This is a genomic window from Streptomyces sp. NPDC057010, from assembly GCF_042673805.1.
Taxonomy (GTDB): domain Bacteria; phylum Actinomycetota; class Actinomycetes; order Streptomycetales; family Streptomycetaceae; genus Streptomyces.
Map to the genome: position 1 here is coordinate 47,842 of NZ_JBHUSC010000004.1, position 22,904 is coordinate 70,745.

General features: G+C 71.6%; 21 protein-coding genes and 1 tRNA gene. 10 read left to right on the forward strand and 12 right to left on the reverse strand.

Annotation, left to right across the window (positions count from 1 at the left end):
- Positions 1-400: 400 nt before the first annotated feature.
- Positions 401-1,600 carry a serine hydrolase domain-containing protein gene (locus ACFTXQ_RS06130; RefSeq protein WP_382636350.1) on the reverse strand — a complete coding sequence of 400 codons (1,200 nt, stop codon included), beginning with the start codon at positions 1,598-1,600 and terminating at the stop codon, positions 401-403.
- 288 nt (positions 1,601-1,888) lie between these two features.
- Between ACFTXQ_RS06130 and fxsT the strand changes: the two genes are divergently transcribed.
- On the forward strand, positions 1,889-5,803 hold the full coding sequence (fxsT, locus tag ACFTXQ_RS06135; RefSeq protein WP_382636351.1) for an FxSxx-COOH system tetratricopeptide repeat protein: 3,915 nt from the start codon (positions 1,889-1,891) through the stop codon (positions 5,801-5,803).
- An 82-nt stretch (positions 5,804-5,885) separates the two neighbouring features.
- Here the strand turns inward: fxsT and ACFTXQ_RS06140 are convergent, their stop codons facing one another.
- Positions 5,886-6,716 carry a helix-turn-helix transcriptional regulator gene (locus ACFTXQ_RS06140; RefSeq protein WP_382636353.1) on the reverse strand — a complete coding sequence of 277 codons (831 nt, stop codon included), beginning with the start codon at positions 6,714-6,716 and terminating at the stop codon, positions 5,886-5,888.
- A 145-nt stretch (positions 6,717-6,861) separates the two neighbouring features.
- Between ACFTXQ_RS06140 and ACFTXQ_RS06145 the strand changes: the two genes are divergently transcribed.
- Genes ACFTXQ_RS06145 through ACFTXQ_RS06155 form a run of 3 tightly spaced genes read left to right on the forward strand, consistent with a single transcriptional unit; the run spans position 6,862 to position 8,622 of the window.
- On the forward strand, positions 6,862-7,599 hold the full coding sequence (locus ACFTXQ_RS06145; RefSeq protein WP_382636354.1) for an SDR family oxidoreductase: 738 nt from the start codon (positions 6,862-6,864) through the stop codon (positions 7,597-7,599).
- Complete coding sequence (locus ACFTXQ_RS06150; protein WP_382636355.1) at positions 7,596-8,117, forward strand: nuclear transport factor 2 family protein; 522 nt, start codon at positions 7,596-7,598, stop codon at positions 8,115-8,117. The genes ACFTXQ_RS06145 and ACFTXQ_RS06150 overlap by 4 nt, the downstream gene beginning before the upstream one ends.
- Positions 8,092-8,622 carry an NUDIX domain-containing protein gene (locus ACFTXQ_RS06155; RefSeq protein WP_382636357.1) on the forward strand — a complete coding sequence of 177 codons (531 nt, stop codon included), beginning with the start codon at positions 8,092-8,094 and terminating at the stop codon, positions 8,620-8,622. Before ACFTXQ_RS06150 ends, ACFTXQ_RS06155 begins: the two co-directional genes overlap by 26 nt.
- 32 nt (positions 8,623-8,654) lie before the next feature.
- On the opposite strand, the gene bla is transcribed toward ACFTXQ_RS06155, so the two are convergent.
- The 3 genes from bla to ACFTXQ_RS06170 form a co-directional block, all read right to left on the reverse strand.
- Complete coding sequence (gene bla, locus ACFTXQ_RS06160) at positions 8,655-9,542, reverse strand: class A beta-lactamase (protein ID WP_382636358.1); 888 nt, start codon at positions 9,540-9,542, stop codon at positions 8,655-8,657.
- Between the two features lie 86 nt (positions 9,543-9,628).
- Positions 9,629-10,840 (reverse strand): glycosyltransferase, encoded by a 1,212-nt coding sequence (locus tag ACFTXQ_RS06165; RefSeq protein ID WP_382636359.1) that lies wholly within the window; start codon positions 10,838-10,840, stop codon positions 9,629-9,631.
- A 10-nt stretch (positions 10,841-10,850) separates the two neighbouring features.
- A complete protein-coding gene (locus ACFTXQ_RS06170) occupies positions 10,851-11,663 on the reverse strand; it encodes a MerR family transcriptional regulator (protein WP_382636744.1) in 813 nt (270 codons plus the stop codon).
- 274 nt (positions 11,664-11,937) lie between these two features.
- Here ACFTXQ_RS06170 and ACFTXQ_RS06175 point away from each other — a divergent pair, with 274 nt between their 5' ends.
- Positions 11,938-12,705, forward strand: coding sequence for a GNAT family N-acetyltransferase (locus ACFTXQ_RS06175; protein ID WP_382636360.1), 768 nt, complete (start codon positions 11,938-11,940; stop codon positions 12,703-12,705).
- Positions 12,706-12,760: 55 nt separating this feature from the next.
- A complete protein-coding gene (gene infA, locus ACFTXQ_RS06180) occupies positions 12,761-12,985 on the forward strand; it encodes a translation initiation factor IF-1 (RefSeq protein WP_382636362.1) in 225 nt (74 codons plus the stop codon).
- A gap of 53 nt (positions 12,986-13,038) precedes the next feature.
- Here the strand turns inward: infA and ACFTXQ_RS06185 are convergent, their stop codons facing one another.
- Positions 13,039-14,184 carry an RNA polymerase sigma factor gene (locus ACFTXQ_RS06185; protein WP_382636746.1) on the reverse strand — a complete coding sequence of 382 codons (1,146 nt, stop codon included), beginning with the start codon at positions 14,182-14,184 and terminating at the stop codon, positions 13,039-13,041.
- Between the two features lie 19 nt (positions 14,185-14,203).
- Positions 14,204-14,611: a YciI family protein gene (locus tag ACFTXQ_RS06190; RefSeq protein ID WP_382636364.1), complete on the reverse strand. Its 408-nt coding sequence runs from the start codon at positions 14,609-14,611 to the stop codon at positions 14,204-14,206.
- 222 nt (positions 14,612-14,833) lie between these two features.
- Between ACFTXQ_RS06190 and ACFTXQ_RS06195 the strand changes: the two genes are divergently transcribed.
- Complete coding sequence (locus ACFTXQ_RS06195; protein WP_382636365.1) at positions 14,834-15,478, forward strand: dihydrofolate reductase family protein; 645 nt, start codon at positions 14,834-14,836, stop codon at positions 15,476-15,478.
- 166 nt (positions 15,479-15,644) lie between these two features.
- Positions 15,645-16,211: a TIGR03086 family metal-binding protein gene (locus ACFTXQ_RS06200; protein WP_382636367.1), complete on the forward strand. Its 567-nt coding sequence runs from the start codon at positions 15,645-15,647 to the stop codon at positions 16,209-16,211.
- A 29-nt stretch (positions 16,212-16,240) separates the two neighbouring features.
- Here the strand turns inward: ACFTXQ_RS06200 and ACFTXQ_RS06205 are convergent.
- Positions 16,241-16,315: transfer RNA gene (locus ACFTXQ_RS06205), tRNA-Trp, on the reverse strand.
- A 227-nt stretch (positions 16,316-16,542) separates the two neighbouring features.
- On the opposite strand from ACFTXQ_RS06205, the gene ACFTXQ_RS06210 reads away from it, so the two are divergent.
- Positions 16,543-18,060, forward strand: coding sequence for a peptide MFS transporter (locus tag ACFTXQ_RS06210; protein WP_382636369.1), 1,518 nt, complete (start codon positions 16,543-16,545; stop codon positions 18,058-18,060).
- A 62-nt stretch (positions 18,061-18,122) separates the two neighbouring features.
- Here the strand turns inward: ACFTXQ_RS06210 and ACFTXQ_RS06215 are convergent, their stop codons facing one another.
- The 3 genes from ACFTXQ_RS06215 to ACFTXQ_RS06225 all read right to left on the reverse strand — a co-directional run bounded on the left by ACFTXQ_RS06215 (position 18,123) and on the right by ACFTXQ_RS06225 (position 20,673).
- Positions 18,123-19,208: a sensor histidine kinase gene (locus ACFTXQ_RS06215; RefSeq protein ID WP_382636370.1), complete on the reverse strand. Its 1,086-nt coding sequence runs from the start codon at positions 19,206-19,208 to the stop codon at positions 18,123-18,125.
- Positions 19,195-19,896 carry a response regulator transcription factor gene (locus ACFTXQ_RS06220; protein ID WP_382636372.1) on the reverse strand — a complete coding sequence of 234 codons (702 nt, stop codon included), beginning with the start codon at positions 19,894-19,896 and terminating at the stop codon, positions 19,195-19,197. Before ACFTXQ_RS06220 ends, ACFTXQ_RS06215 begins: the two co-directional genes overlap by 14 nt.
- 66 nt (positions 19,897-19,962) lie before the next feature.
- On the reverse strand, positions 19,963-20,673 hold the full coding sequence (locus ACFTXQ_RS06225) for a VanZ family protein (RefSeq protein ID WP_382636373.1): 711 nt from the start codon (positions 20,671-20,673) through the stop codon (positions 19,963-19,965).
- 376 nt (positions 20,674-21,049) lie between these two features.
- Between ACFTXQ_RS06225 and ACFTXQ_RS06230 the strand changes: the two genes are divergently transcribed.
- The gene (locus ACFTXQ_RS06230) at positions 21,050-22,138 is read left to right on the forward strand and encodes a polyprenyl synthetase family protein (RefSeq protein ID WP_382636374.1); all 1,089 of its coding nucleotides are present in this window, start codon (positions 21,050-21,052) and stop codon (positions 22,136-22,138) included.
- A gap of 34 nt (positions 22,139-22,172) precedes the next feature.
- Here ACFTXQ_RS06230 and ACFTXQ_RS06235 read toward each other — a convergent pair whose 3' ends face one another.
- Positions 22,173-22,721, reverse strand: coding sequence for a rhodanese-like domain-containing protein (locus ACFTXQ_RS06235; protein WP_382636376.1), 549 nt, complete (start codon positions 22,719-22,721; stop codon positions 22,173-22,175).
- Positions 22,722-22,904: the final 183 nt, after the last annotated feature.

The following is a 22,904-nucleotide window of genomic DNA, read 5'->3' on the forward strand; positions in this document are numbered from 1 at the left end:
TCACGACCGAATATCAGAGCATTGCGGTCGCCGTCGGAACCGCTGCCCTGCAGGACGAGCCGGCCGTTGGGCAGAGAGTCAAGTCGGACCGGCACGAAGGACACCCCGTGCAGGACCCGCTCCTCCACCTTTGCTGCGTCATTGATGACGACCAGACCGTCGAAGGGCAACCTGGTGGGCCGAGGCCGGGCCCTCCCGTACGGGTTCGGAGGGAAGACGGCATCCGGGCAGAGCAACCACAGGGTTCTTCCCCAGGCATCCACGGTGGAAGCCAGGACCTTCCTGCTGTCGTACTGCCGAGGCAACAGTGCGTAAGGACGCAGTGCCACCTTCTTCAAAAGACCACCTCGCGGGCGAAGGAATGCAGCACCCCATCCTGCCAGAGCGTGAGACCTCAAACTCAGTGGTCGTTGAGGAGGGCGCAGGCGAAGTCTTCCTGGACCGTGCGGAGCAGGGCGAGCAGGCCGGGTTTGTTGCTCTTGCTGGTCTGGGTGTTGATGGAGAACGTGAGCGAACGGGTGCCGTCGGGGGTGGTGGCGGCGAGCTGGGTGTAGCCCGGGAAGTTGCCGGTGTGGCCGTGGAGCACGCCGCAGCGGGTGGTGTACTGGAAGATCGCGAGTCCGGCGGCGTTGGTGCCGGGGCCCGCCGGCTCGGAGGAGTCGCCGGGACGGAAGGCGAGCTGCTCCTTACGGGTGCTCTGCGACAGCAGGGCGGGGCCACCGTACGCGCGGATGAACGCACCCAGTTCCCTCGGGGTGGAGACGATGCCTCCGGAGGCCCAGACCCCTGAGGCGCCGACGGCCTCGCTGATGTCCTCGGGTTCGGCGGGCGGGGCGACGTCGTAGCCGTGCAGGAACGGGTGCGGGAGGCGGTAGCCCAGGGGCAGGCTGGTGCGGCGCAGCCCGAGGGGGCGGTACACGAGGTCCTCGAGGAGGTCTTCGTACCGGCGGCCGGTGGCGGCCTCCGCCATGAGGGCGACGGCGATGTTGTCGGAGTTGGAGTACTCGTACAGGACGCCCGGACGGAAGAGCAGCGGCTCGTCCGCGACGAAGCCGAGGAGCGCGCGCGGGTCGAAGACGTGGCGGGGGTCGGCTTGGAGGATGCGCAGGAACTCCGGGTCGGCCGAGAAGTCGGGCAGGCCGCTGGTGTGCTGGAGGAGCTGGCGCAGCGTCACCGCGTGCCAGGCGGCGGGCTGGGCGGGGAGACGGTCGCCGATGGTGTCGTCGAGGGAGAGGAGCCCCTGGTCGACGAGTCGGAGGGCGACGGCCCCGCTGAACGCCTTCGCGATGCTGGCGATGCGCATGTGGTCATCGGGGTCCGGGCGGCGGCCGGTGGCGATGTCCCCGACACCGGCGGTGAACACCTGCGTCCGGTCGTCCCGGGTGAGCACGGCGATCACCCCGGGCGGCCCGTCGTCCCGGGCGACGAGCCGTTCGAGCTGCCGCTGGAGATGCTCCTCGTGGTACGGGCCTCCGCCGCCGGGGCCGGGGTCCGCACCGGCCGCCTGCGCGGGCGGGAGGAGCGCCCCGAGCGCGGCGGCGGCGAGTACGGCGGCGGACAGTCCGGCGCGGAATCGGTGTACGGAGGTGCGGGTGGGCACGGTGTCTCTCCCGGTGGGCGGCGGGGCTGTCGGTGAGGGCAGCCGGTACCGCCTGCCTAGCAGCAGGGCGAGCGCCCCGGCCCCCCGGCGCGCACGCCCGGGGCCGCTCAGCGGACACGAACACCCCCCGCGCCGGGCGTGTCGCGCGCCGGCGCCGTGACGGCTTGACAGACCCGAATATCGCGATCTGTCACACCACGGCCGCACGCATGGTCGTACACTCCGGGACCGGCCGTGAGGTCCTCGCGCTGCGCGGAGCCTCGGCAACGCCACCGATCGGGGGAGCGGATGACAGTGAGTCGGGACAGCCGGGACAGCCGTGACGGACGCATCGTCACCTTCTACTCGTACAAGGGCGGCACCGGCCGCACCATGGCCCTGGCCAACACCGCCTGGATCCTCGCCGCCAGCGGCAAGCGCGTGCTCGCCGTGGACTGGGACCTGGAGGCGCCGGGCCTGCACCGCTTCTTCCACCCCTTCCTGGACCCCGCCACCCCGGGCGCCACCACCGGGGTCATCGACCTGATCAGCGAGTACGCCTGGGCCGTGATCAGCCCGGCGCAGCGTCCCGACGACTGGCACGAGGACTACGCGCGGATCCGGCCGCACGCCGTACCCCTCTCCCCGGAGCCCCTCGGCTGGGAGTTCCCGGACGGCGGCACCCTCGACTTCGTCTCGGCGGGCCGGCAGAACCGTGAGTACGCCGCGACGGTCTCCACCTTCGACTGGGACAACTTCTACGACCGGCTCGGCGGCGGCCGGTTCCTCGACGCCTTACGCGCGGACATGAAGCGGAACTACGACTACGTCCTCATCGACAGCCGTACCGGTCTGTCCGACGTCGCGGACATCTGCACCGTCCACCTCCCCGACGTGCTCGTCGACTGCTTCACCCTCTCCGGACAGTCCATCGACGGCGCGGCCTCCCTGGCCCGGCGGATCGACGAGCGGTTCAACGACCGCGGCATCCGGATCTACCCGGTCCCGATGCGCATCGACGAGGGCGAGAAGGAGAAGGCGGACGCGGGCCGGGCCCTGGCCCGCACCACGTTCGACCGGTTCCCGCGCGGCCTGCGCGGGGACGAGCTCGCCTCCTACTGGAGCGCGGTGGAGATCCCGTACCGCCCCTACTACGCCTACGAGGAGACCCTGGCCGTCTTCGGTGACGCGGCCGGGCTCCCCCGCTCCCTGCTGTCCGCCTACGAGCGCCTGACGGCAGTGGTCACCGAGGGCGAGATCACCACCATGCCGGTCATCGCCGAGGACGTGCGGCTGCGCATCCGCGACGCCTTCACCCGCCGCCCGGCCCTGCCCGCCGACCTGTTCCTCTCCTACGCCGCCGAGGACCGGATGTGGGCCGACTGGATCGGGTCGGTGCTCACCCGGGCCGGCTGCCGGTTCACCTCCGAGGACGTTTCCGCGGAGCAGCCCCCAGGCACACGTGTCGACACCGCAGCCCGGACCGTGGTCATGCTCTCCAGGGCCTACCTGAAGTCGCCCCGCGCCGTGGACGTGTGGAACCGGGCCGCCGCCGAGGTGGTGCTGCTGAGGCTGGAGGACCTACGGCCGACGCCGCCCTACGGCGACCGGTACCCGGTGGACCTCTTCCGCCTCGACGAGGCGCACGCCACCGCGGCCCTGCTCCGCGCGCTGGAGCGGCCGCCGGCCCTGCCCGACACGGGCACCAGCGGTCCCCGGTTCCCCGGGACCGTCCCGAAGATCTGGAACGCGCCGTCCCGAAACCCCGCTTTCACCGGGCGCGGCCTCCTGCTGGAGCGCCTGCGCGACCAACTCGGCGGCGGCATGGCCGTGGTGCTGCCGCAGCCTCAGGCGCTGTACGGGCTCGGCGGCGTCGGCAAGACCCAGGTGGCGCTGGAGTACGTGCACCGGTTCAGGGCCGACTACGACCTGGTGTGGTGGATTTCCGCAGAGCAGACCGACGACGTGGTCGCGGCCCTCGCAGAGCTGGCCGTACGCCTCGGCACGCAGACCGGCGAGGACATGCCGGCCGCCTCGCAGAAGGCGATCGACCTGCTGCGGCGGGGCGTTCCCTCCTCACGGTGGCTGTTGGTCTTCGACAACGCCGACGACCCGGACGCCCTGTGGCGCTTCTTCCCACCGGGCGGCGCGGGCCACGTGCTGGTGACCTCGCGCAACCAGTCCTGGTCGCAGTACGGTGACACGCTGCCGGTGGACGTGTTCCTGCGGGAGGAGTCCACCGAGCACCTCCGGCGCCGGGTCTCCGGACTCGGCCAGGAGGAGGCCGAGCAGGTGGCCGTGGCGGTGGGCGACCTGCCGCTCGCGGTCGAGCAGGCGGGCGCCTGGATCGCGGAGACCGCGACACCCGTGTCCGCGTACCTCGAGGAGCTGGCCCGACAGGCCGCGCGCGTGCTGGCACTGAACCGGCCGGCCGGCTACCCCGAGCCGGTGGCCACCACCTGGAACGTGTCCATGGAGCGCCTCCAGACCCGTTCCCCGGCCGCCGTACGGCTGTTGCAGCTGTGCGCGTTCCTCGGGCCCGAGCCGATCTCGGCGGACCTGCTCTACAGCCGGGAGATGATCGAGGCGCTGAAGCCGTACGACTCCTCCTTGCGGGAAAAGGTGGTGCTCGGCCGGGTGATCTGGGAGATCGGCCGTTTCGCGCTGGCCAAGGTCGACCAGGTCGGCAACAGCATCCAGGTCCACCGGCTGGTCCAGGCGGTGATCCGGGGGCAGCTGTCCGAGGAGGAGCAGAGCCGGGCCCGGCACGAGGTGCACCGGATCCTGGCGGGTGCCCGGCCGGACGACGACGAGCCGGTGGACGACCCGCAGAACTGGCCGCGGTTCCACACGATCTGGCCGCACCTGGGCCCGTCCGGGGCCCGGTCCTGCAAGGAGCCGGAGACGCGCCGGCTGCTGATCGACCGCGTCCGCTACCTGTGGAAGCGCGGTGAGTTCGAGGCCGCCCACGCGCTCGGCGCGGAGCTGCGCGAGGTCTGGCGGGAGACCCTGGGCGAGCACGATCCGCAGTACCTGTACGTGAGTTTCCACCTCTCCAACATCCTGCGTTCGCAGGGCCGGTTCGTGGAGGCGATGGAACTGGACGAGGGGACGCTGGAGCGGCAGCGCAGGGTGCTCGGCCCCTCGCACCCGCACACGTACATGACCACCAGCGGCCTGGCGATGGACCTGGGCGCACTGGGCCGGTACGGCGAGGCGATGGAGCTGGCCGCGGCCGCGCACGAGGGCTTCGGGCAGATCCTCCACGAGTCGCACCCGCGCACACTGGCGGCCGCTAACAACCTGGCGTTGAACCTGCGGCTGATCGGGAGCCACGCGCGGGCCCTGGAGATCGACCAGGAGGTCTTCGACCGGCGCACGGAGGTGCTGGGCCCGGACCACCCGCACACCCTGTCCTCCGCGCAGAACCTGGCCCGGGACCTGCGCGAGATGGGCCGGTACGGCGACTCGGTGGAGCTGCTGAGCCGGACGTACGAGACCTACAAGCGGCACCTGTCCAGGACCTTCCCCGGGACGCTTTCGGCGGCGAAGAACCTGGCGGTGTCCCTGCGGCGGGCCGGTGAGCCGGAGGACGCGCTGCGGTTGACGACGGTGACCCGCAACCTCTATCGGGCCGAGTACACATCGGTCACCCCGGACCTGCTGGCCTGCGAACTGAACCTGGCCGCCGACCTGTTCGCGACGGGGGACCCGGGCGCGGCGCGCGACCTGGCGCAGGAGGTGGTGGGCGAGTACGTGAAGGTGCCGGGGGAGCGGCACCCCTACACTCTGGCGGCGCTGAACAACCTGGCGGTCTTCCACTGGGGCACGGGCGCGGCCGACACGGCGGATTCGATGCTCCGCCAGGTGATCCGGCTGATGCGGGACGTGCTGGGCGACGACCATCCGCACACCGTCTTCGCCCACCTCAACCTGGCCAACGCCCGGGCCGACCTGGGCGATCCGGAGGGCGCGATCGAGCTGGAGCGGCCGGCCGTGCGACGCCTGCACGAGACGCTCGGGGCGCACCACCCCGAAACCCTGGCCGGCTCCGCCAACATGGCGATCAGCCTGGACATGCTGGGCCGCAGCGAGGAGGCGGCCCGACTGCGGGCGGAGGCGGTGTCCGAGCTGACGCGGCTACTCGGAGAGGGCCACGCCCTGACCCGCCACGCCCGCGACGAGCGGCGCTTCCACCGCGACCTGGAGCCCCTCGGCGTGTGATCGGCCGGCGGCTTGCGAGGCGCTGACTGGTATCGCCGCTCGTGATCACAGTCGTCGTCACCATCGCGCTGGCGTTCCTCGGCTACGCGAGTTGCGCGGTGGCGTGGAGGGTACCGAGGAGGGCGAGGGCCCGGGCGCTGGGGGTGGCGGGTTCGGCCTGGTAGACGATGAGTTGCCGGCCGGGCTCTGCGCACACGTCGAAGGCCTGGTAGGTGAGGGTCAGGGGACCGACGTCCGGGTGAAGGCAGTGTTTGACGTCCGAGGTCTTGCCCAGCACGGCGTGGGTGTTCCACAGGCGGGTGAAGTCCTCGCTGTGCCCGGTGAGGTCGCGGACGAGGCTCCGCAGGCGCGGATTGCCGGGCTCGAGGCCGGCGGCCTGGCGCAGGTGGCCCACGACGGCTCGCGCCGTGTCGTCCCACCGGGTGTGGAACCGCCGTCCCGCCGGGTCGAGGAAGACCATGCGGGCGAGGTTGTCCGCCGGCTCGAAGGGCGAGTACAGGGCTTCGGCGAGGGCGTTTGCCGCGAGCACGTCCAGGGCCCGGTTGATGACGAACGCCGGGGCACCGGGGTAGCCGTCGAGCAGCTGCCGCAGGGCGGGGCCGACGTGGTCCGGGACGGTGGCGGTGAGCTGAACGGCCGGTGCGGTCCCGGCCAGTTGGTTCAGGTGCGCGTGGGCGTCGGGGTCCAGGCGCAGGGCGCCGGCGAGGGCGTCGAGCACCTGGGCCGAGGGGTGGCGTTCGCGTCCCTGTTCCAGGCGCGTGTAGTAGTCCGCGTTCACCCCGGCCAGGACCGCGACCTCTTCGCGGCGCAGTCCGGTGACCCTGCGCACGCCGTGGCCGGGCATGCCGACGTCGTGGGGACGCAGGCCCGCTCGGCGGGCGCGGAGGAACTCTCCCAGCTGGTTGTCGGGCATGCCGTCAGGCTAGGCGATGGCGACGTGGTGCTGCCTGGGTGCGGTGCACCCAGGCAGCACACGTCCTGGCCCATGCGCCACGGCCTGCCCAGACTCGGTGGTGCGAGCCCCGTACCCACTGAGAGGAATCACAGGAATGACAGGAATGACAGGCACAGCCAAGGTCGTGGCGATCACCGGAGCGAGCAGCGGCATCGGGGAGGCGACCGCCCGCCGGCTCGCCGCCGACGGGCACCACGTGTTCCTCGGTGCGCGCCGCACCGACCGACTCGACGCGCTGACCCGTGAGATCACCGCAGCCGGCGGCGCGGCCGCGTTCCGTCGTGTGGACGTCACGGACGCCGCCGACGTGAACGCCTTCGTTTCCGCCGCCCGCGAGCACTACGGCCGCGTGGACGTGATGGTCAACAACGCGGGCGTCATGCCGCTCTCGCCGCTGGACGCGCTGAGGGTCGAGGAGTGGGACCGGACGATCGACGTGAACGTACGGGGTGTCCTGCACGGGATCGCCGCCGCCCTGCCGACGATGCGCGCCCAGGGCGGCGGGCACTTCGTGAACATCGGATCCGTCGGCGCGTACGAGGTCTCTCCGACGGCCGCCGTCTACTGCGCCGGCAAGTTCGCCGTCCGTGCGATCTCCGAGGGACTGCGCCAGGAGTCCCCGGACGGCAGCATCCGCGTCACGCTCGTCTCCCCGGGTGTGACCGAGTCCGAACTCGCCGACGGCATCGCGGACCCCGCTGCCAGGGAGGCGATGAAGACCTACCGTGCCGTGGCGCTGCCCGCCTCCGCCGTCGCCGACGCCATCGCGTACGCCGTTTCCCAGCCGGCCGGGGTCGACGTCAACGAGATCGTGGTCAGGCCCGCTGCGAGCGCCCAGTGAACCACCCCCTCTCCGCGAAAGGCGCCGACGGCGACCTGTCCCGCAGACTGCGGGCCCTGGAGGACAAGGAAGCGTTGCGCGCACTCATGATCCGCGGGTGGCGGGCGCTGGACCGCAAGGACTGGCGCGCCTGGTCGGCCTGCTGGGCCGAGGACGGGGTGCTGGAGTTCGAGCCCTGGGGAACGATCCGCGGGAGGCAGGCGATCAGGGCAAAGGTGGAAGAGGCGGAGGCCCCCTACCCGACCATGCAGCACCACATCCTCAACACGCACTTCGAGGTGGCGGGGGACCGGGCCACCGGCATCGGCTACATGTGGTTCGTGACGGATTCCGCGCCCGGGACTGCTGCCTCCCCGTACGCCATGGGCGGGCCGTACGACTGGGAGTTCCGCCGCGAGGACAGGGGCTGGCTCCTGGTCCGCCAGAGCGTGGGCGTCTGGTGGACCGAGGGCGAGAACCCGGCTGTCAGTGCCGTCCGCCATCATGCGGTTCATGGGCGAACTGGTGGAACGAGTTGACGAGTACGGCCGACACGTCGGGGTCGTGGAGCGTCGTGACGCGATCCGAAACGGGTGGCTGCACCGGATCGCCGCGACCGTGTGCCGCGACCGGCGGGGGCGGTTCCTGGTCCATCGTCGTGCCGGGCACCTGACGCGCTTCCCGGATCAGTACGAGCTGCTGTTCGGCGGCGCCGTAGCCGTGGGCGAGTCCTGTCGGACCGCTGCGTCGCGCGAACTGGCCGAGGAGACGGGCATGGAGGTGCCGGTCCGTTTCGTCGGCGCCTTCCTCAACCGGAGCGGTCTCAGCCCGCACTGGATGGGTGTGCACGAGGCCGTCATCGACCACGAGCAGCTACAGGGCATGCGCCTGGACCCCGGGGAGGTGGCCTGGTCCGGCTGGCTCACGTACCAGGAACTCCAAGAGTTCATCGGCCGGCACACCTTCACTCCGGACAGTCACGAGGTGCTGGCCCGCTACCTCACGGCGCCGGCGCCGGCGCCGGCGCCGGTACCCGAGCCGTAGCCGACCGGACCGCTGCGCCCACGCCCGCCCCGTCAGCCCAGCGCGTTCGCCAACAGCTCCGCGGTCTTGGCCACCAGCTCGTCGTCACGCGGCGCGGTCGGCTCCGCCCGGGTGGTGAGCACCGACAGTACGATCGGCGGTCGCCCCGGCGGCCAGGCGATCCCCGCGTTGTTGTTGGTGCCGTACGAGCCGGCGCCGGTCTTGTCCGCGATGGCCCAATCCTTCGGAAGGCCCTTCCGGAACCGACCCCCACTGGTCGTGTTGGCCAGCATCCACCCGGTCAGCAGCTCTCGGTGCCGTGGGGCGAGCGAGTCGCCGAGTACGAGCCGCGCGTACGTCCGTCCGATGGCGCGCGGGCTGGTGGTGTCCGTGACCCGCGCGGGCTCGGCCGAGTTCAGCTCCGGCTCCCACCGGTCCAGCCGCGTCGTGGGGTCGCCCAGGGAACGGCAGAGCCGGGTGATCGCCGTGGGCCCGCCCAGCTCACGGAGCAGCAGGTTCCCCGCCGTGTTGTCGCTCTGCGCGATCGCAGCGGAACACAGCTCCGCCACCGTCAGGCCCCGCGCGATGTTCTCCTTCCGCTGAGTGATCTCGCCCCCGCCCGCCTTCGTCACGTCCTGCGCCGTGTAGAACACGCGCTTCGCGAGGTACTCGCCGTCCCGGTCGAACTCCCGCATCACGGCCGCCGCGGCCACCGTCTTGAACAGCGAGCACACGGGGAACAGCTCGTCGGCCCGGTACACCACCGTCCTGCCGTCGGCCGTGTCCCGCGCGTACACCCCCACGCGCGCGGCGTGCTCCCGCTCCAGTTCCCGCAACTGCCGTACGACACCGCGGCCCGCGGCATGGGCGCCGCCCGCCGGCAGGGCGGTGGCGGTGGCCACGGCCGCCCCCAGAACCAGTACTGCACGCCGTGTCTTCACGTCGGCCTCTCCTCGTCTCGGCGATCACGTACACCGCCGGAGACGCCAAAGACGATCAAAAGGGTTCCCGTGGCCGGCTCCTCGGCTCAACCTGCGAGCCGTCGTACGGCCGTCACGACGGCGCCCGCACCCTCCTCCGCCGCCATGTGCTGCGCGGCGGCCGCGGCGGCCTTCGCGTACGACGGGTCCCGCACCACGGCCGCCAGCCCGTCGGCGAGGACTTCGGCGGTCAGGGCGCGGAACGGGACCGGTTCCGGGGCCGCGCCGATCGCGGCGAGTCGCGCGGCCCAGAACGGCTGGTCCGCGGTCACCGGCACGGCGACCGACGGGATCCCGGCGCGCAGGGCCGCCGCCGCGGTGCCGGCCCCCGCGTGGTGGACGACCGCGGCCAGCCGCGGGAACAGCAGGGCGTGCGGAACGTCGCCGATGGTCAGGACGTCGTCCCCGTCGGCGGCGAGCACGGCACTGCCCGACTGCAGGACGCCGCGCAGCCCGGCCCGGCGCAGGGCCCGTACGGCGATCTCGCTCAGGCGTTCCCCCTCCCCGGAGGCCATGCTGCCGAAGCCGACGAGTACCGGTGGCGGGCCCGCCGCCAGGAAGTCCTCCAGGTCCGCCGGCAGCTGCCGGGCCGGGCCGACGTACGGCCACCACGTCCCGGTCACCGCGAGGCCGGCGGCCCAGTCGGAGGGGCGCGGCACCAGCGCCGTGCTGAAGCCGTGCAGGACGGGCCAGCCGGCCTCCTCCTGCCGCCGGCGCATCCTCGACGGGGTCAGCGCGGGCAGCCCCAGACGTTCGCGCAGCCGCACCACCGCCGGCTCGAAGACCCGGTCGGCCATGTGCAGGGAGAACCGCCCGGCTGCGCGGTTGCCGAGCCGGCCCAGCGACCTGGCTCCCGCCACGGTCGGGGCGAAGTGGCCGGTCGGGGCGGTGGGTTGCAGGTACACGCCGAGGCTCGGTATCCCGGTGGCCTCCGTGACGTGCCAGCCGAGCGGGGCGGTGGTGGTCGACAGCAGGAGCAGGTCCGTGCCCTCGGCCACCGCATCGGCGAAGCCCTCGCCCAGTTCGGTGATGAACGCGCCGGCGGCCCGCAGCAGTTCACGCCTGCCGTGGGCGCCGCCGTGCGCGTGGGGGTTCGCGGGCAGCCGCCGGTACTCCAGCCCGGCTTCCTCGGCCAGGGACGCGAACGACTCCGTGGCGGCGAGTGCGACCTCGTGCCCGGCGTCGCGCAGGGCGGCGCCCAGCCCGGTGTAGGGCGCGACGTCACCGCGCGAGCCGGCCGTGGCGATCAGGATCCTCATCGGTCGTTCCTCACGTGTCGTTCGGCAGGGATGGGACGGGCGCGGGCACCGGTGCGGCGCGGCGCGAGGCGTTGGCGTGCACCGCCTTCGCCAGATAGGCGGCCAGGCCCGGACGCTGCTGCGACGGCGGCACGACCAGGGCGAAGGCGCGCGGGTCGGCGGCGAAGTCGTCGGCGATGCGCAGGTGCATCTCGGGCGGGCAGGGCGTGAACCATCGGGTCACGTGCAGCCGGTGTTCCTCGGCGATGTCCATGGCCCTTTCGCCGTCGGCGGGTTCGCCGTCGTCGAAGGCGGCGAGCAGCTCCCCGCGCCAGGCGGCGGCCTCACCCATCAGCCGGCGCCAGTCCTCCTTGGTGTGGGCGGAGGCACGGGCCAGCGCCTCCCGATGTCCCGGTGAGTCCTGCCACTTCGCCTGCGCGTCGGTGGCGTAGGTGAGGTCGAAGGCGATCTCCCCGAAGACCTCGAACCGCTCCGCCGGCGTCAGGGAGACTCCCGTCTGCTGGACCTCGATCGCCCGCTCGGCCACCTCGGTCAGCCGCTGCAACCGGGCTATTTCTGCGGCCAGTTGGCGCTGGCGGGTGCGCAGGTGGTCCAGCGCGTTGGCCTGCGGGTCCGCGAGGATCTCCGCGATCTCGTCGAGGGGAAAGCCCAGTTCGCGGTAGAAGAGGATCTGTTGGAGCCGCGCGAGGTCGGCATCGTCGTAGCGGCGGTAGCCGGCCCGGCTGCGGTCACCGGGCGAGAGCAGCCCCGCCCTGTCGTAGTGGTGCAGAGTGCGTACGGTGACCCCGGCGAATGCCGAGACCTGACCAACGGTGTAGCCCATGGACCTGCCCTTTCGTTCGTCCACAGCCTCAAGCCTGACGTAGGGGGAGGGTCAACCCGGCAGCGGCGAGCCGCCGCGCGAACCAGTCGGAAAATGAGTTGGACGGCAAGACGCCGGTTGCTAACGTGCGGATCACCGTGACAGGACGCGAGGAGGTGGGAACCCATGAACGCTGTATTGAGATGGGCGCTCCCTCATTCCGTCACGGTGTCCGGCTGACCTAGGTGTCGTCGGGAGCGCCTCTGCAACAAGGCACTCCTGAAAGGCGACAACCATGAACTCCGTGATGGTCACCCGTGTGACCGAGACCCAGTGGCAGGCCGTGGAGGACGACCGGATCGTCGGCCACGGTGATGTCTCGCAACGGCCCGACGGGCGGCTCTTCGTCAGCATCGACGTGTGGCAGGACGCGGTCTTCGGCCGGCTCGCCGCCGCGATACTGGCGGACCTGCCGGCTCCGCTCCACACCCTGGTCGGCAAGGACGACCTCGACCTGAAGTCCCGCTGGGAGCAGCTCGGTTTCACGGCCGGACGCCGCGAGTGGGAGTACGTCCTGTCCACCGACCCCCGCGAAACCGGACTCGGCGCGGTGCGACCGCCGGCGGGCGTGACGATCCTGCCCGGCGGAGAAGCGGACGAAAGGCTGCTCCATGCGCTGGACGCCGCGATCCGCGAGGAGGTCGAGGCCGGCGTCGGATGGCGCACCATGCCCGCCGAGGTCCTGCCCCGCCCGACCGTACCGATGCCGCCGGACCCGTCGCAGTACACGGTGGCGGTCCGCGACGGCGCGTACGTGGGGTTCGTCCGGGTGGCGCCGGTCCCTCGCCGGGCGCGGATCGGACTGGTCGCTGTACGCGCCGACCGGCAACGCCAAGGCATCGGACGGGCACTACTGGCCCACGCGCTGGGCTCGCTGAGCCGCGACGCCGGAATCGACTCGGCCTGGGCCGAGGTGGACGAGTCCAACACCGCCGCGATGGCCCTGTTCGCGGGCATCGGGGCCCGGCGGGCCGGCGGCAACCTGGAACTGGTGCGTCGCTGACGCGCAGCTGTCCCGCCGATCCGACACCAACTCACCAATCGAGGAACGAGAAACATTGCCAAGAACACCGAACGCCCTGGAAGTCGAAGGCACCGTGGTCGAGTGCCTGCGTAACGCCACCTTCAAGGTGGAGCTCCAGAACGGCCATCACGTGCTCGCACACATCAGCGGGAAGATCCGGAAGAACTACATCAAGATCCTCCCGTTCGACCGCGTCATCGTGGAGATGAGCCCGTACGACCTGACCCGCGGCCGGATCCTGTACCGGTACCGCACCTGATCCGCGTGAAGCGTGCGCCCGGCCCGGCCCGGGCGCACGCCTGGCGCGGCCCGTCAGCGGGATCGGCGGGTGTTGAGCCGGGCGGCCCGGCGCGTCAGGTGGTCGCGCTCGGCGAGGGTGGGGGCCTTGTGGGCCGCCTCGGCGTACAGCCGAGCCGCCGCCTCCAGATCGCCGTCGCGCTCGTGGAGGTACGCGGCCACGGCGGCGTGGCGGGGCAGTGACTCGTCCAGCTCCGCGAGCGCCGCCAGGCCGGCGCGCGGTCCGTCGGCCTCCCCGACGGCGACAGCCCGGTTGAGCCTGACGACCGGGCTGTCGGTCAGGCGGGCGAGTTCGTCGTACCATTCGACGATCTGCACCCAGTCGGTCTCCTCGGCGGTGGGGGCGTCGGCGTGGAGTGCCGCGATGGCGGCCTGGGCCTGGAACTCGCCCAGCCGGTCGCGGGCGAGGGCCGCCTGCAGGATCCCGACGCCCTCGGCGATCAACCGGGTGTCCCACCGGCTGCGGTCCTGCTCGGCGAGCGGAATCAGGCTGCCGTCGGGCGCGGTCCGGGCGGCCCGCCGGGCGTGGTGGAGGAGCATGAGGGCGAGCAGCCCCGCCACCTCGGGGTGGTCGATCGCGGCCGCGAGCTGCCGGGTGAGCCGGACGGCCTCGGCGGCGAGGTCGACATCGCCGGAGTAGCCCTCGTTGAAGACGAGATAGAGGACGCGCAGCACGGTGGCGACATCCCCGGGTCGGTCGAAGCGCACGCCGGAGACGGTGCGCTTGGCCCGGCTGATGCGCTGCGCCATGGTCGCCTCGGGCACCAGATAGGCCTGGGCGATCTGGCGGGTGGTCAGCCCGCCGACGGCGCGCAGCGTGAGCGCGACCGCCGACGACGGCGTCAGCGACGGGTGGGCGCACAGGAAGTAGAGCCGGAGCGTGTCGTCCACCGCGGGCGCCGGCCCGGGCGCCGGCTCCTCCTCGACGCGGTCCTCCCGCCGGCGGCGGGCGGTGTCGGCGCGCGTCGCGTCCAGGAACTTGCGCCAGGCCACGGTGACCAGCCAGCCCTTGGCATCCCGCGGCGGGTCGGCCGCCCAGACGCGCAACGCCTCGACGAGCGCGTCCTGTACGGCGTCCTCGGCCGCCGCGAAGTCGGCTCCGCGGCGGACGAGGACGGCGAGCACGCTCGGGGTGAGGCTCCTGAGCAGGGCTTCGTCCATCGATGAGGTCACCCCGAGCTCACTCCGTGATGGTGGGCGGCGCGGCCAGGAAGGGGCGCACCTCCAGCCATTCGTGGATCGGCTCGCCGCCCGCCCCGGGGGCGGCCGACAGCTCTCCGGCCAGCTCGACGGCGCGCTCGTAGCCGTCGACGTCGATGATCATCCAGCCGGCGATGAGGTCCTTGGTCTCGGCGAACGGTCCGTCGGTGACCGGCGGGCGCCCCTCACCGTCGTACCGTACCCACGCCCCTTGGGGGGCGAGCGCCTGACCGTCGACGAACTCGCCCGTCTTCTCGAGCCGGGCCGCGAAGTCGTTCATGTACTGCATGTGCGCCGAGATCTCCTCCGGCGTCCACTGGTCCATCGGCACGTCGTTGACCGCGGCCGGGGCGCCGCGGTAGTGCTTGAGCAGCAGGTACTTGGCCATCGTGGTTCTCCTGGGTGCTGGTGCGACCCATTGTGGTCGCGTTCACTGCGGGGACGGAGCCGGTCACGGGTTCTCGACATCGCCGCCTGATTTTTTTGGACCCGACGCGGATCCCCGCCGGCCCCGTCGCGGGTGAAGCCGGTTTTCCGGCGTGGCGATGAGTTCGCGGCCATCCGCAGGTCTATCTCTTGACGGAGACAACCGACTCATCGGGAGCACACCATGGGCCTCATCCACATCGAGATGTTCGCGACCCTCGACCTCGTCGGACAGGCGCCCGGCGGCCCCGACGAGGACCCGGCGGGTTTCCCGTTCGGCGGCTGGCAGGCGCCCCTCCTGGACGACGTCGCCGGGGCGCAGATCGGTGCCGCGTACGAGGACACGGACGCCCTCCTCCTCGGCCGCCGGACGTACGACATCTTCGCCGCCTACTGGCCCCACCAGGAGGGCGGCGAGGACAACGAGATCGCCACGCTCTTCAACAGCGTCCCGAAGTACGTGGCCTCTCGCGGCAAGCCCGACCTCTCGTGGGCCGGGTCCACGCACCTCGGCCCGGACCTCGCCGGCGCGGTGCGTGAGATCCGTGACCGGCACGAGCACGTGAAGGTCGTCGGAAGCCTGAACCTCGTGCAGACCCTCCTGCGCGAGAAGCTCTTCGACCGCCTCGACCTCTGGGTGCACCCGATCGTGCTCGGCGTCGGGAAGAGGGTGTTCGACGATGGCGCGGTGCCCTCGAACGTCACGCTCCTGGTACCGCCGGTAGCCAGTCCGAAGGGCACCGTGTACCTGCGCTACGGGCTCGCCGACGGCACTCCCGAGGCGGGGGACATGAGCGCACCCGACCGCGGTCTCGGGCGCGACCACTGAGGACGGCGCGATTCCTTGCGGACAGAACCTGTCCGCAAGTGGGTGCACTCTGAGATTGCTGCCGCGGTCACCCGGACTTCGAACGGGTACGGGAGACCCCGGCCGGCAAGCCCTGCGGCTCCGTGGCCGCACGGGCTCCCCACACCTTCCGAGGAGAGGCGCGACCGTGTCCCAGACCATCGTTCTGCTGGAAAAGGCCCTGAACCACACCACCGGGCTGCTGAGCGGCGTCACCCCCGACCAGTACGGCAGGCCCACCCCGTGCGCGGACTTCGACGTGCGGGCCCTGGCCAACCACCTGGTCGCCGGCAACCTGTACTACGTCACCCTGGCCGAGGGCGGCGGCCCGGACTTCTCGCTCTTCGCCCGCGACCAGATCGGTGACCGGCAGCCCGGCGACGTGTACGCGCGGGGCGCCAAGGAGGTGCTGGCCGCCTGGCAGGCCGAGGGGGCGCTGGAGCGGCAGATGCCGCTGCCCGGCGGCGGCCTGGGCCCGCGGATCGCGGACCTGCACCTGCTGGAGGCCGTCCTGCACAGCTGGGACCTGGCCACCGCCACCGGCCAGGACCGATCCGGCGACCCCGACGCCGTCCGGGCCGCGGTGCGGGGCTGGTACGGGAACTACCCGGACGAGATCCGCGCCGCCACCGGCATGTTCGCCCCCTCACAGCCCGCACCCGACGACGCACCGGCCCTGGACCGCCTCGCCGCGTACTTCGGCCGGACCGTTTGACCGGCGGGGCCGCTGTTTCGAGGGGCGGGCGGAGCCGGCCGGATTTGAACCGGCGTCCTCGCGATTTTGGAGACCGCGCGCGTCGACCTCTGCGCTACGGCTCCGCCCGCCCCGCATCGTAAGCCTCGCGGACGGCCGCCGGGACGCGTCCGCGGTCATCCATGCGGTCACCGTACCCGGGTGCTCGACGGATCGTCAGGGGTGGTCAAGGGCGCCTCGGCCATGCTGAAGCGGAGTTCAGGCGCCAATCGGATTGTTCGGTTTTGCGCTGTACGTTCTCCAGACAATCGCGCAGCTGCTCGGAGCGTCCCGACAAGACTAGGAACAATCAATGGCTTCCAGCCTGACGAGGGACTCTGCGGCTCCGTCCGCGGAGAAGACCTTCTTCGGACACCCCCGTGGCCTGGCCACTCTGTTCATGACCGAGATGTGGGAGCGTTTCTCCTACTACGGCATGCGCGCCCTTCTCGTCGTGTACATCCTGTCGGGCGGTCCCGACGCGGCGGAGGGCAGCCAGGCCGGTGGCCTGGCCATGCGGACCGCCGTCGCCACGGCGATCTACTCCGTCTACGTGGCCATGGTCTACCTCATGGCCCTGCCCGGCGGCTGGTTCGGTGACCGCGTCTGGGGCGCCCGCAAGACGGTCACCGTCGCGGGCGGCGTGATCATGGCGGGCCACTTCGCGCTCGCCGTCCCCGGACAGGCGATGTTCTTCGTCGGCCTGGCCCTGGTTGCGGTGGGCTCCGGTCTGCTGAAGGCCAACATCTCCACGATGGTCGGCCACCTCTACGACGGCCCGTCCGACCCGCGCCGTGACGGTGGCTTCACCCTCTTCTACGTGGGCATCAACCTCGGTGCGTTCGTCGCGCCGCTGGCGATCGGCACCGTCGGCCAGACCGTCAACTGGCACCTGGGCTTCGCCATGGCCGGTGTGGGCATGGCGATGGGTCTGGCCCAGTTCCTCCTGGGCACCAAGCACCTGAGCCCGACGAGCAACCTGGTTCCCAACCCGCTCTCCGCGCAGGAGCGCAGCGCGATCATCGTCAAGGCCGCGGCCGCGATCGGCATCATCGCCGTGTTCTACGCGATCGTCGGCTTCGCGGGTGTCTTCACGCTGAACTGGGCCATGGTCCCGCTGACCATCGCCGGTCTGCTCATCCCGATCGGTGTCCTGGCCCGCATCAAGCGCGACAAGGACCTCAGCGCCACCGAGCAGTCGAAGATGACCGGCTACATCTGGTTCTTCGTGGCCGCCGCCGTGTTCTGGATGATCTACGACCAGGGTGGTTCCACCCTGTCGGCGTTCGCGGAGACCAACTCGGCGAACACGCTGCTGGGCTTCGACTTCCCCTCGACGTGGTTCCAGTCGCTGAACCCGCTGTTCGTGATGTCTCTGGCCCCGGTCTTCGCGTGGCTGTGGATCTGGCTGGCGCGCAAGAACCAGGAGCCGTCGACCATCGTGAAGTTCGCGATGGCGCTGGTCCTGGTCGGCGGTTCGTTCTTCGTGTTCGTCGTGCCGATGAGCATGGCGAGCGGGGACGCGAAGGTCAGCCCGATGTGGCTGGTCTCGATCTACATGATCCAGACCATCGCCGAGCTGTGCCTGTCCCCGGTGGGTCTGTCGGTGACCACGAAGATGGCCCCGCAGAAGTACGCCTCCCAGATGATGGGTGTCTGGTTCCTGGCCGTCACCGCCGGTGACTGCACCACCGGCCTGCTGTCCATCGCGGGCGTGGACCTCAACGGGACCACGATCATCGCGGCGCAGGCCGCACTCGCGGCACTCGCGGGCCTCGCGATCCACATGTACCGCAAGAAGGTCCAGGGCCTGATGGGCGACGTCCACTGACGCCACCGCCGTCCGGCCGCTGTGCGAACCGGGCGGTTCCGGCGGCCCGGAACACGCGAGACCTACCGGGTGCCGGGAAGCCGGACCGTGACGAGGAGGCCGCCGGCGGGCCGGGGGGCGAGATCGAGGGTGCCGTCGTGGGCGCGGACGATGCTGTGCACGATGGCCAGGCCGAGGCCCGCCCCGGCGTGCTCGTCAGTGCGTACGCGTTCCGTTCCGCGCTGGAAGGGTTCGGTGAGGGTCGGCACCAGTTCCGGTGGGAGCCGACGGCCCGTGTTCTCGACCCGCAGCACGCTCGTGTCGCCGTACGACGCGGTGTGGACCGTCACGGTCCCGCCGGCGGGGAGGTTGTGGACGATGGCGTTCTGGACGAGGTTCGTCACCATCCGCAGCAGGAGCTCCGCGGAGCCGCTGGTCCGCGTCGCTGCGCCGGTGACGTTGAGCGTGATCCCGCGCTGTTCGGCGAGTGGGAGCAGGGTTTCGGCGGCCTCTTCGGCGACGAGGGAGAGGTCGACGCTCTCGCGGTCGAAGCGCCCGCGGTCGCTGCGACTGAGCAGCAGGAGGGCCTCGGTGAGGTCGATCGCGCGCGTATTGACAGCCTGCAGGCGTTCGAAGAGGTCGTCCGGGTCCCGCCCGGGATCCCTTCGGGCGACGTCGAGCAGCGTCTGCGAGATGGCCAGCGGGGTGCGCAGCTCGTGGGAGGCGTTCGCGGCGAACCTCTGCTGCTCGGCGACGTGCGACTCCAGTTGTTCGAGCATGGTGTCGAACGTGTCGGCGAGTTCACGGAACTCGTCCTGTCGGCCTTCCATGCGGATCCGGTGGGACAGCGAGCCGGTCCCGGCCGTCCGCGCCGCGGCCGTGATCCGTGTGAGCGGTGCGAGCATCCGGCCGGCGAGGATCCAGCCCCCGACGAGGCCGAACACGAGGAGGAAGGCCATTGCCACGGCCGCGGCGGGGGCGAAGGTCCGCACGAGGAGGTAGCGGTTGGGCGCGATCCCGAGAAGCCCCTGGGAATTGTCGGGTACGTAGCGCAGCAGGAACCCCCACACCACGGCCAGCAGCAGAGCGCCGGCGACGGCGAGGAACCCGGCGTAGCTGAGGGTGAGCTTCAGCCGGGCACTGAGGCCTCGGCGTCTACGCGTGCGCATGCGTACTGCCGGGGTCGGGGGTGTCCGTGCGGGTGTCGATCCGGTAGCCGACACCGGGCACCGTGGCGATGATCCAGGGTGCGCCGAGCCGTTTGCGCAGTGCGGAGACGGTGATGCGCACGGCGTTGGTGAGGGGGTCGGCGTTCTCGTCCCAGGCCCGCTCCAGCAGCTCTTCGGCACTGACGACCCCGCCCTCGGCGGCGACGAGGACCTCCAGCACGGCGAACTGTTTGCGGGTGAGGGCGACGTAGCGTCCCTCGCGGAAGACCTCCCGGCGGAAGGGGTCGAGCCGCAGGCCCGCGATCTCGCGCACCGGTGGCCGGGCGAACGCGCGTCTGCGGTCGAGCGCCCTCAGCCGCAGGACGAGCTCCCGCAGCTCGAACGGCTTGGTGAGGTAGTCGTCGGCGCCGAGCTCGAACCCGGACGCCTTGTCGTCGATCCGGTCGGCGGCGGTGAGCATGAGGATCGGGATGCCGCTGCCGGAGGCGACGATGCGCCGGGCGACCTCGTCGCCGGAGGGGCCGGGGATGTCGCGGTCGAGGACCGCGAGGTCGTACGAGTGGAGGCTGAGCAGTTCCAGGGCGCAGTCGCCGTCGCCGGCGATGTCCGCGGCGATCGCCTCCAGCCGTAGACCGTCACGGACGGCTTCCGCCAGGTAGGGCTCGTCCTCCACGATCAGTACGCGCATGTCAGGAGCCTAGACAGCGCGACATATTGCCGACGTATGCAAGGCCGTGCGCACCCGGCCACGCGCTCAGCCGGCCGATGCAGATGCCGGCACGGGGCGCGATCGCTCCGACGGCCCCTCCACCGTGGTGCACCACCAGCGGCGCGACGCCAGCGCGGCCAGCACGGCGCCGGCGGCGTTGACCAGTACGTCGTCCACCGAGGACACCCGGTCCAGTCGCAGGACGTACTGTGCGGTTTCGACCAGGACCGAGCACCCCGCCCCGAGCGCCAGGACCCGCGGTACCGACGTCAGCGCCGCGAACCGCATCGGGGCGAAGAACCCCAGCGCCGCGAAGACCAGCAGGTTGCCGACGATCCCGAGCGGCCCCATCGTGAGCAGGTCCCGCAACGGCACCAGGCTCACCCGCCCGGGAACGATGCCGGCCCCGGAGCCCGGCATCATGGTCATCCACAGGAACGGCACCGTCCCGTGCACCATGCCCACCTCGGCCAGCGACATCCGCCACGCCGCTGCAACCCCGGCGGCACGCCGCCACCGCGCCAGAGCCCACACCACCAACGCGGCCAACGGCAGTGCGACCAGCGTCATGAGCACGACACCGTTGAACGTGTCGAAGCACCCGTGCCACCGCCCGGCCATACACCGCGGAGCGGCCATCATGAGCGGCCCCCGCACGACGAACACCCCGCCCCCCACACCGAGGACCGCCAGGCCGAGAAGCACGAACCTGCGCGCGCGGCGCGGTGGTGCTGACAGGGATGCGTTGTGGTTCATACCCCCATGGGAAACGAAGGCCCGATGCGGGGGCGTATGCAATTTTCGATACGCCCGCGATACGCGCAGTCCACGGCGTTGACCGTGTCGGCGGCGTGCACGGATTGGGGGCACCGCGATCCACGGTCGGGTGATGTTCGCGGCGGCCGGTAGCGGTGTGCTTCCTGGGCGGGGAGCATCAGGATGCTCCTGGGGCGAGGTGCTGGTCACCCGCCGTTTCGCTCCAGTGGCCGCGCTCACCGTGAGGGAGAAGCCGAGTGACTCTGCCCCGCCGGCGGAACACGACCGAGCAGACCGCCGACGCCGCCTGCCGGCGTCTGCGGCTGCCGAGGATATGGGTGGGGTTTCCCGAACACGTGGTCTCCGGGGGGAGCCGGTGACGGCCGCAGCTCTTCCCGAGAGCGTGGCGGCTGCGGACGCCACCGCGATCGGCTCGGTCGTCGAGTCCCTGCTGATCGGCTTCCTCGACGAGCAGGAACGGACGGCCGCCGATCTCGCGGAACTGACGCTGTTCACGGGATTGCTCCGGGACCTGCTGGCCGCGGGCGGCAAACGCGTACGCCCGGCCCTGTGTGTCGCGGGCTGGCGCGCTGTCAGCGATGACCCGCCGCCGATGGCGGTGTGGCTCACCGCTGCCTCACTCGAACTGTTCCACACGTTCGCGCTGATCCACGACGACATCATGGACCGTTCCGAGCTGCGCCGAGGAAGGCCCACTGCCCACCGCGTTCTGGCGAAACGGCTCGCGGGCCACCGCGATGCGGACGCGCTCGGCGTCCACGTCGCCATGCTCCTCGGCGACATCGCGCTGGGCTGGTCCTACGAACTGCTGCACGGCGCCGACTTCACTGCGGCCCAGCTGGCGGCGGTGCGGCCGGTGCTCAACGCCCTTCGGACCGAAACCATGATCGGCCAGTACCTCGACCTCGCGGCGTCCGGCCGGGCAGCGCCGGACGGGGCAGCCGGTACCGCTTGGCGGATCATCCGCTACAAGACCACTCGGTACACCTTCGAACGTCCGCTGCAGCTCGGTGCCCTGCTGGCGGGCGCGAGCGGTGAGCAGCTGGACGCGCTGTCGGCATTCGCGCTTCCGATGGGCGACGCGTTCCAGCTGCGCGATGACGTCCTGGGGGTTTTCGGTGACCCCGGCATCACCGGGAAGGGCACGCTCGAAGACCTCCGCGAGGGAAAACAGACCCTCCTGATCACCACGGCCTACGAACGCGCGGCCCCCGCCCAGGCCCGCACCCTCCGCCGCCTCCTCGGCAATCGGCGCCTCGGCCATCAGGACGCCGCGACCGTCCGCCGCATCCTCACCGAAACGGGTGCCCGCGATGCCGTCGAGCAGTTGATCGCCGAACTCGGCCTGCAGGCGCTCACCGCCCTCGACGCCCCGGTCCTGCGCCCGTCCGCTGCCGCCATGCTGCGCGAGATCGCCCGCGCGGTCTCCGACAGACCCGCTTGACCACGCCCCCGTGCCGCGCCCCAGGGCACGGCTGTCATACGGAAGTCTGTGCGCCGCGGCGGTTGAACGGCAGTCGGCCGAGCACGACGGCCATGCCGCAGGTGTTGGTGACCGCGGAGAAGACCAGGCCGGCCCCGATCGCCGCGGACAGCAGCTGGAAGGCCGGGTGCACGAGCAGCCCGAGGAGCAGGCCGAGCAGCACGAGGCCGCCGGCGGCGAACCGGACCTGCCGTTCCATCGCCCAGACGGCCCGCACGCGCCCGGCGGGATGTTCGAGCCGGTGCCCGGCGGCCACCCAGGCGCGGGTGCCGCCGGTGAGGCTGGAGGCGGCGATGCCGTGCACGGCGAGCTCCGTGACGGCGCTCTCGGAGCGGCCCCCGGAGGCGCACACCACGAGCAGGGGCCCCCGCTCGGCGGCCTCCCTCAGGTCAGGCACGCTCCGCGCGAGCCGGTCGAGGGGCACGTTGAGGGCGTCCGGCAGATGGCCGGTGGCGAACTCGCCGGGAGTACGGACGTCAACGACGGTCAGCTCGGCGAGGCGTGGCTGCGCTTCGCTGACTCCGATGGCACGGGAAACGGTCATGGCGGGACTCGTCCTTGCAGAGCGCGGGGGAGCGAAGGGGAGAGGGGGAGTGGGCTCCTGCCAGGGGATGGTAGACACTGCGGAGGCCCTCGTCCGGGATCTCGCGCGACTGCCACGCGCTCGCCATGCTGCCGCAACACCGGCGGTAGGTCGGCAGTTCGGACCACGGCTCGAATACTTGAC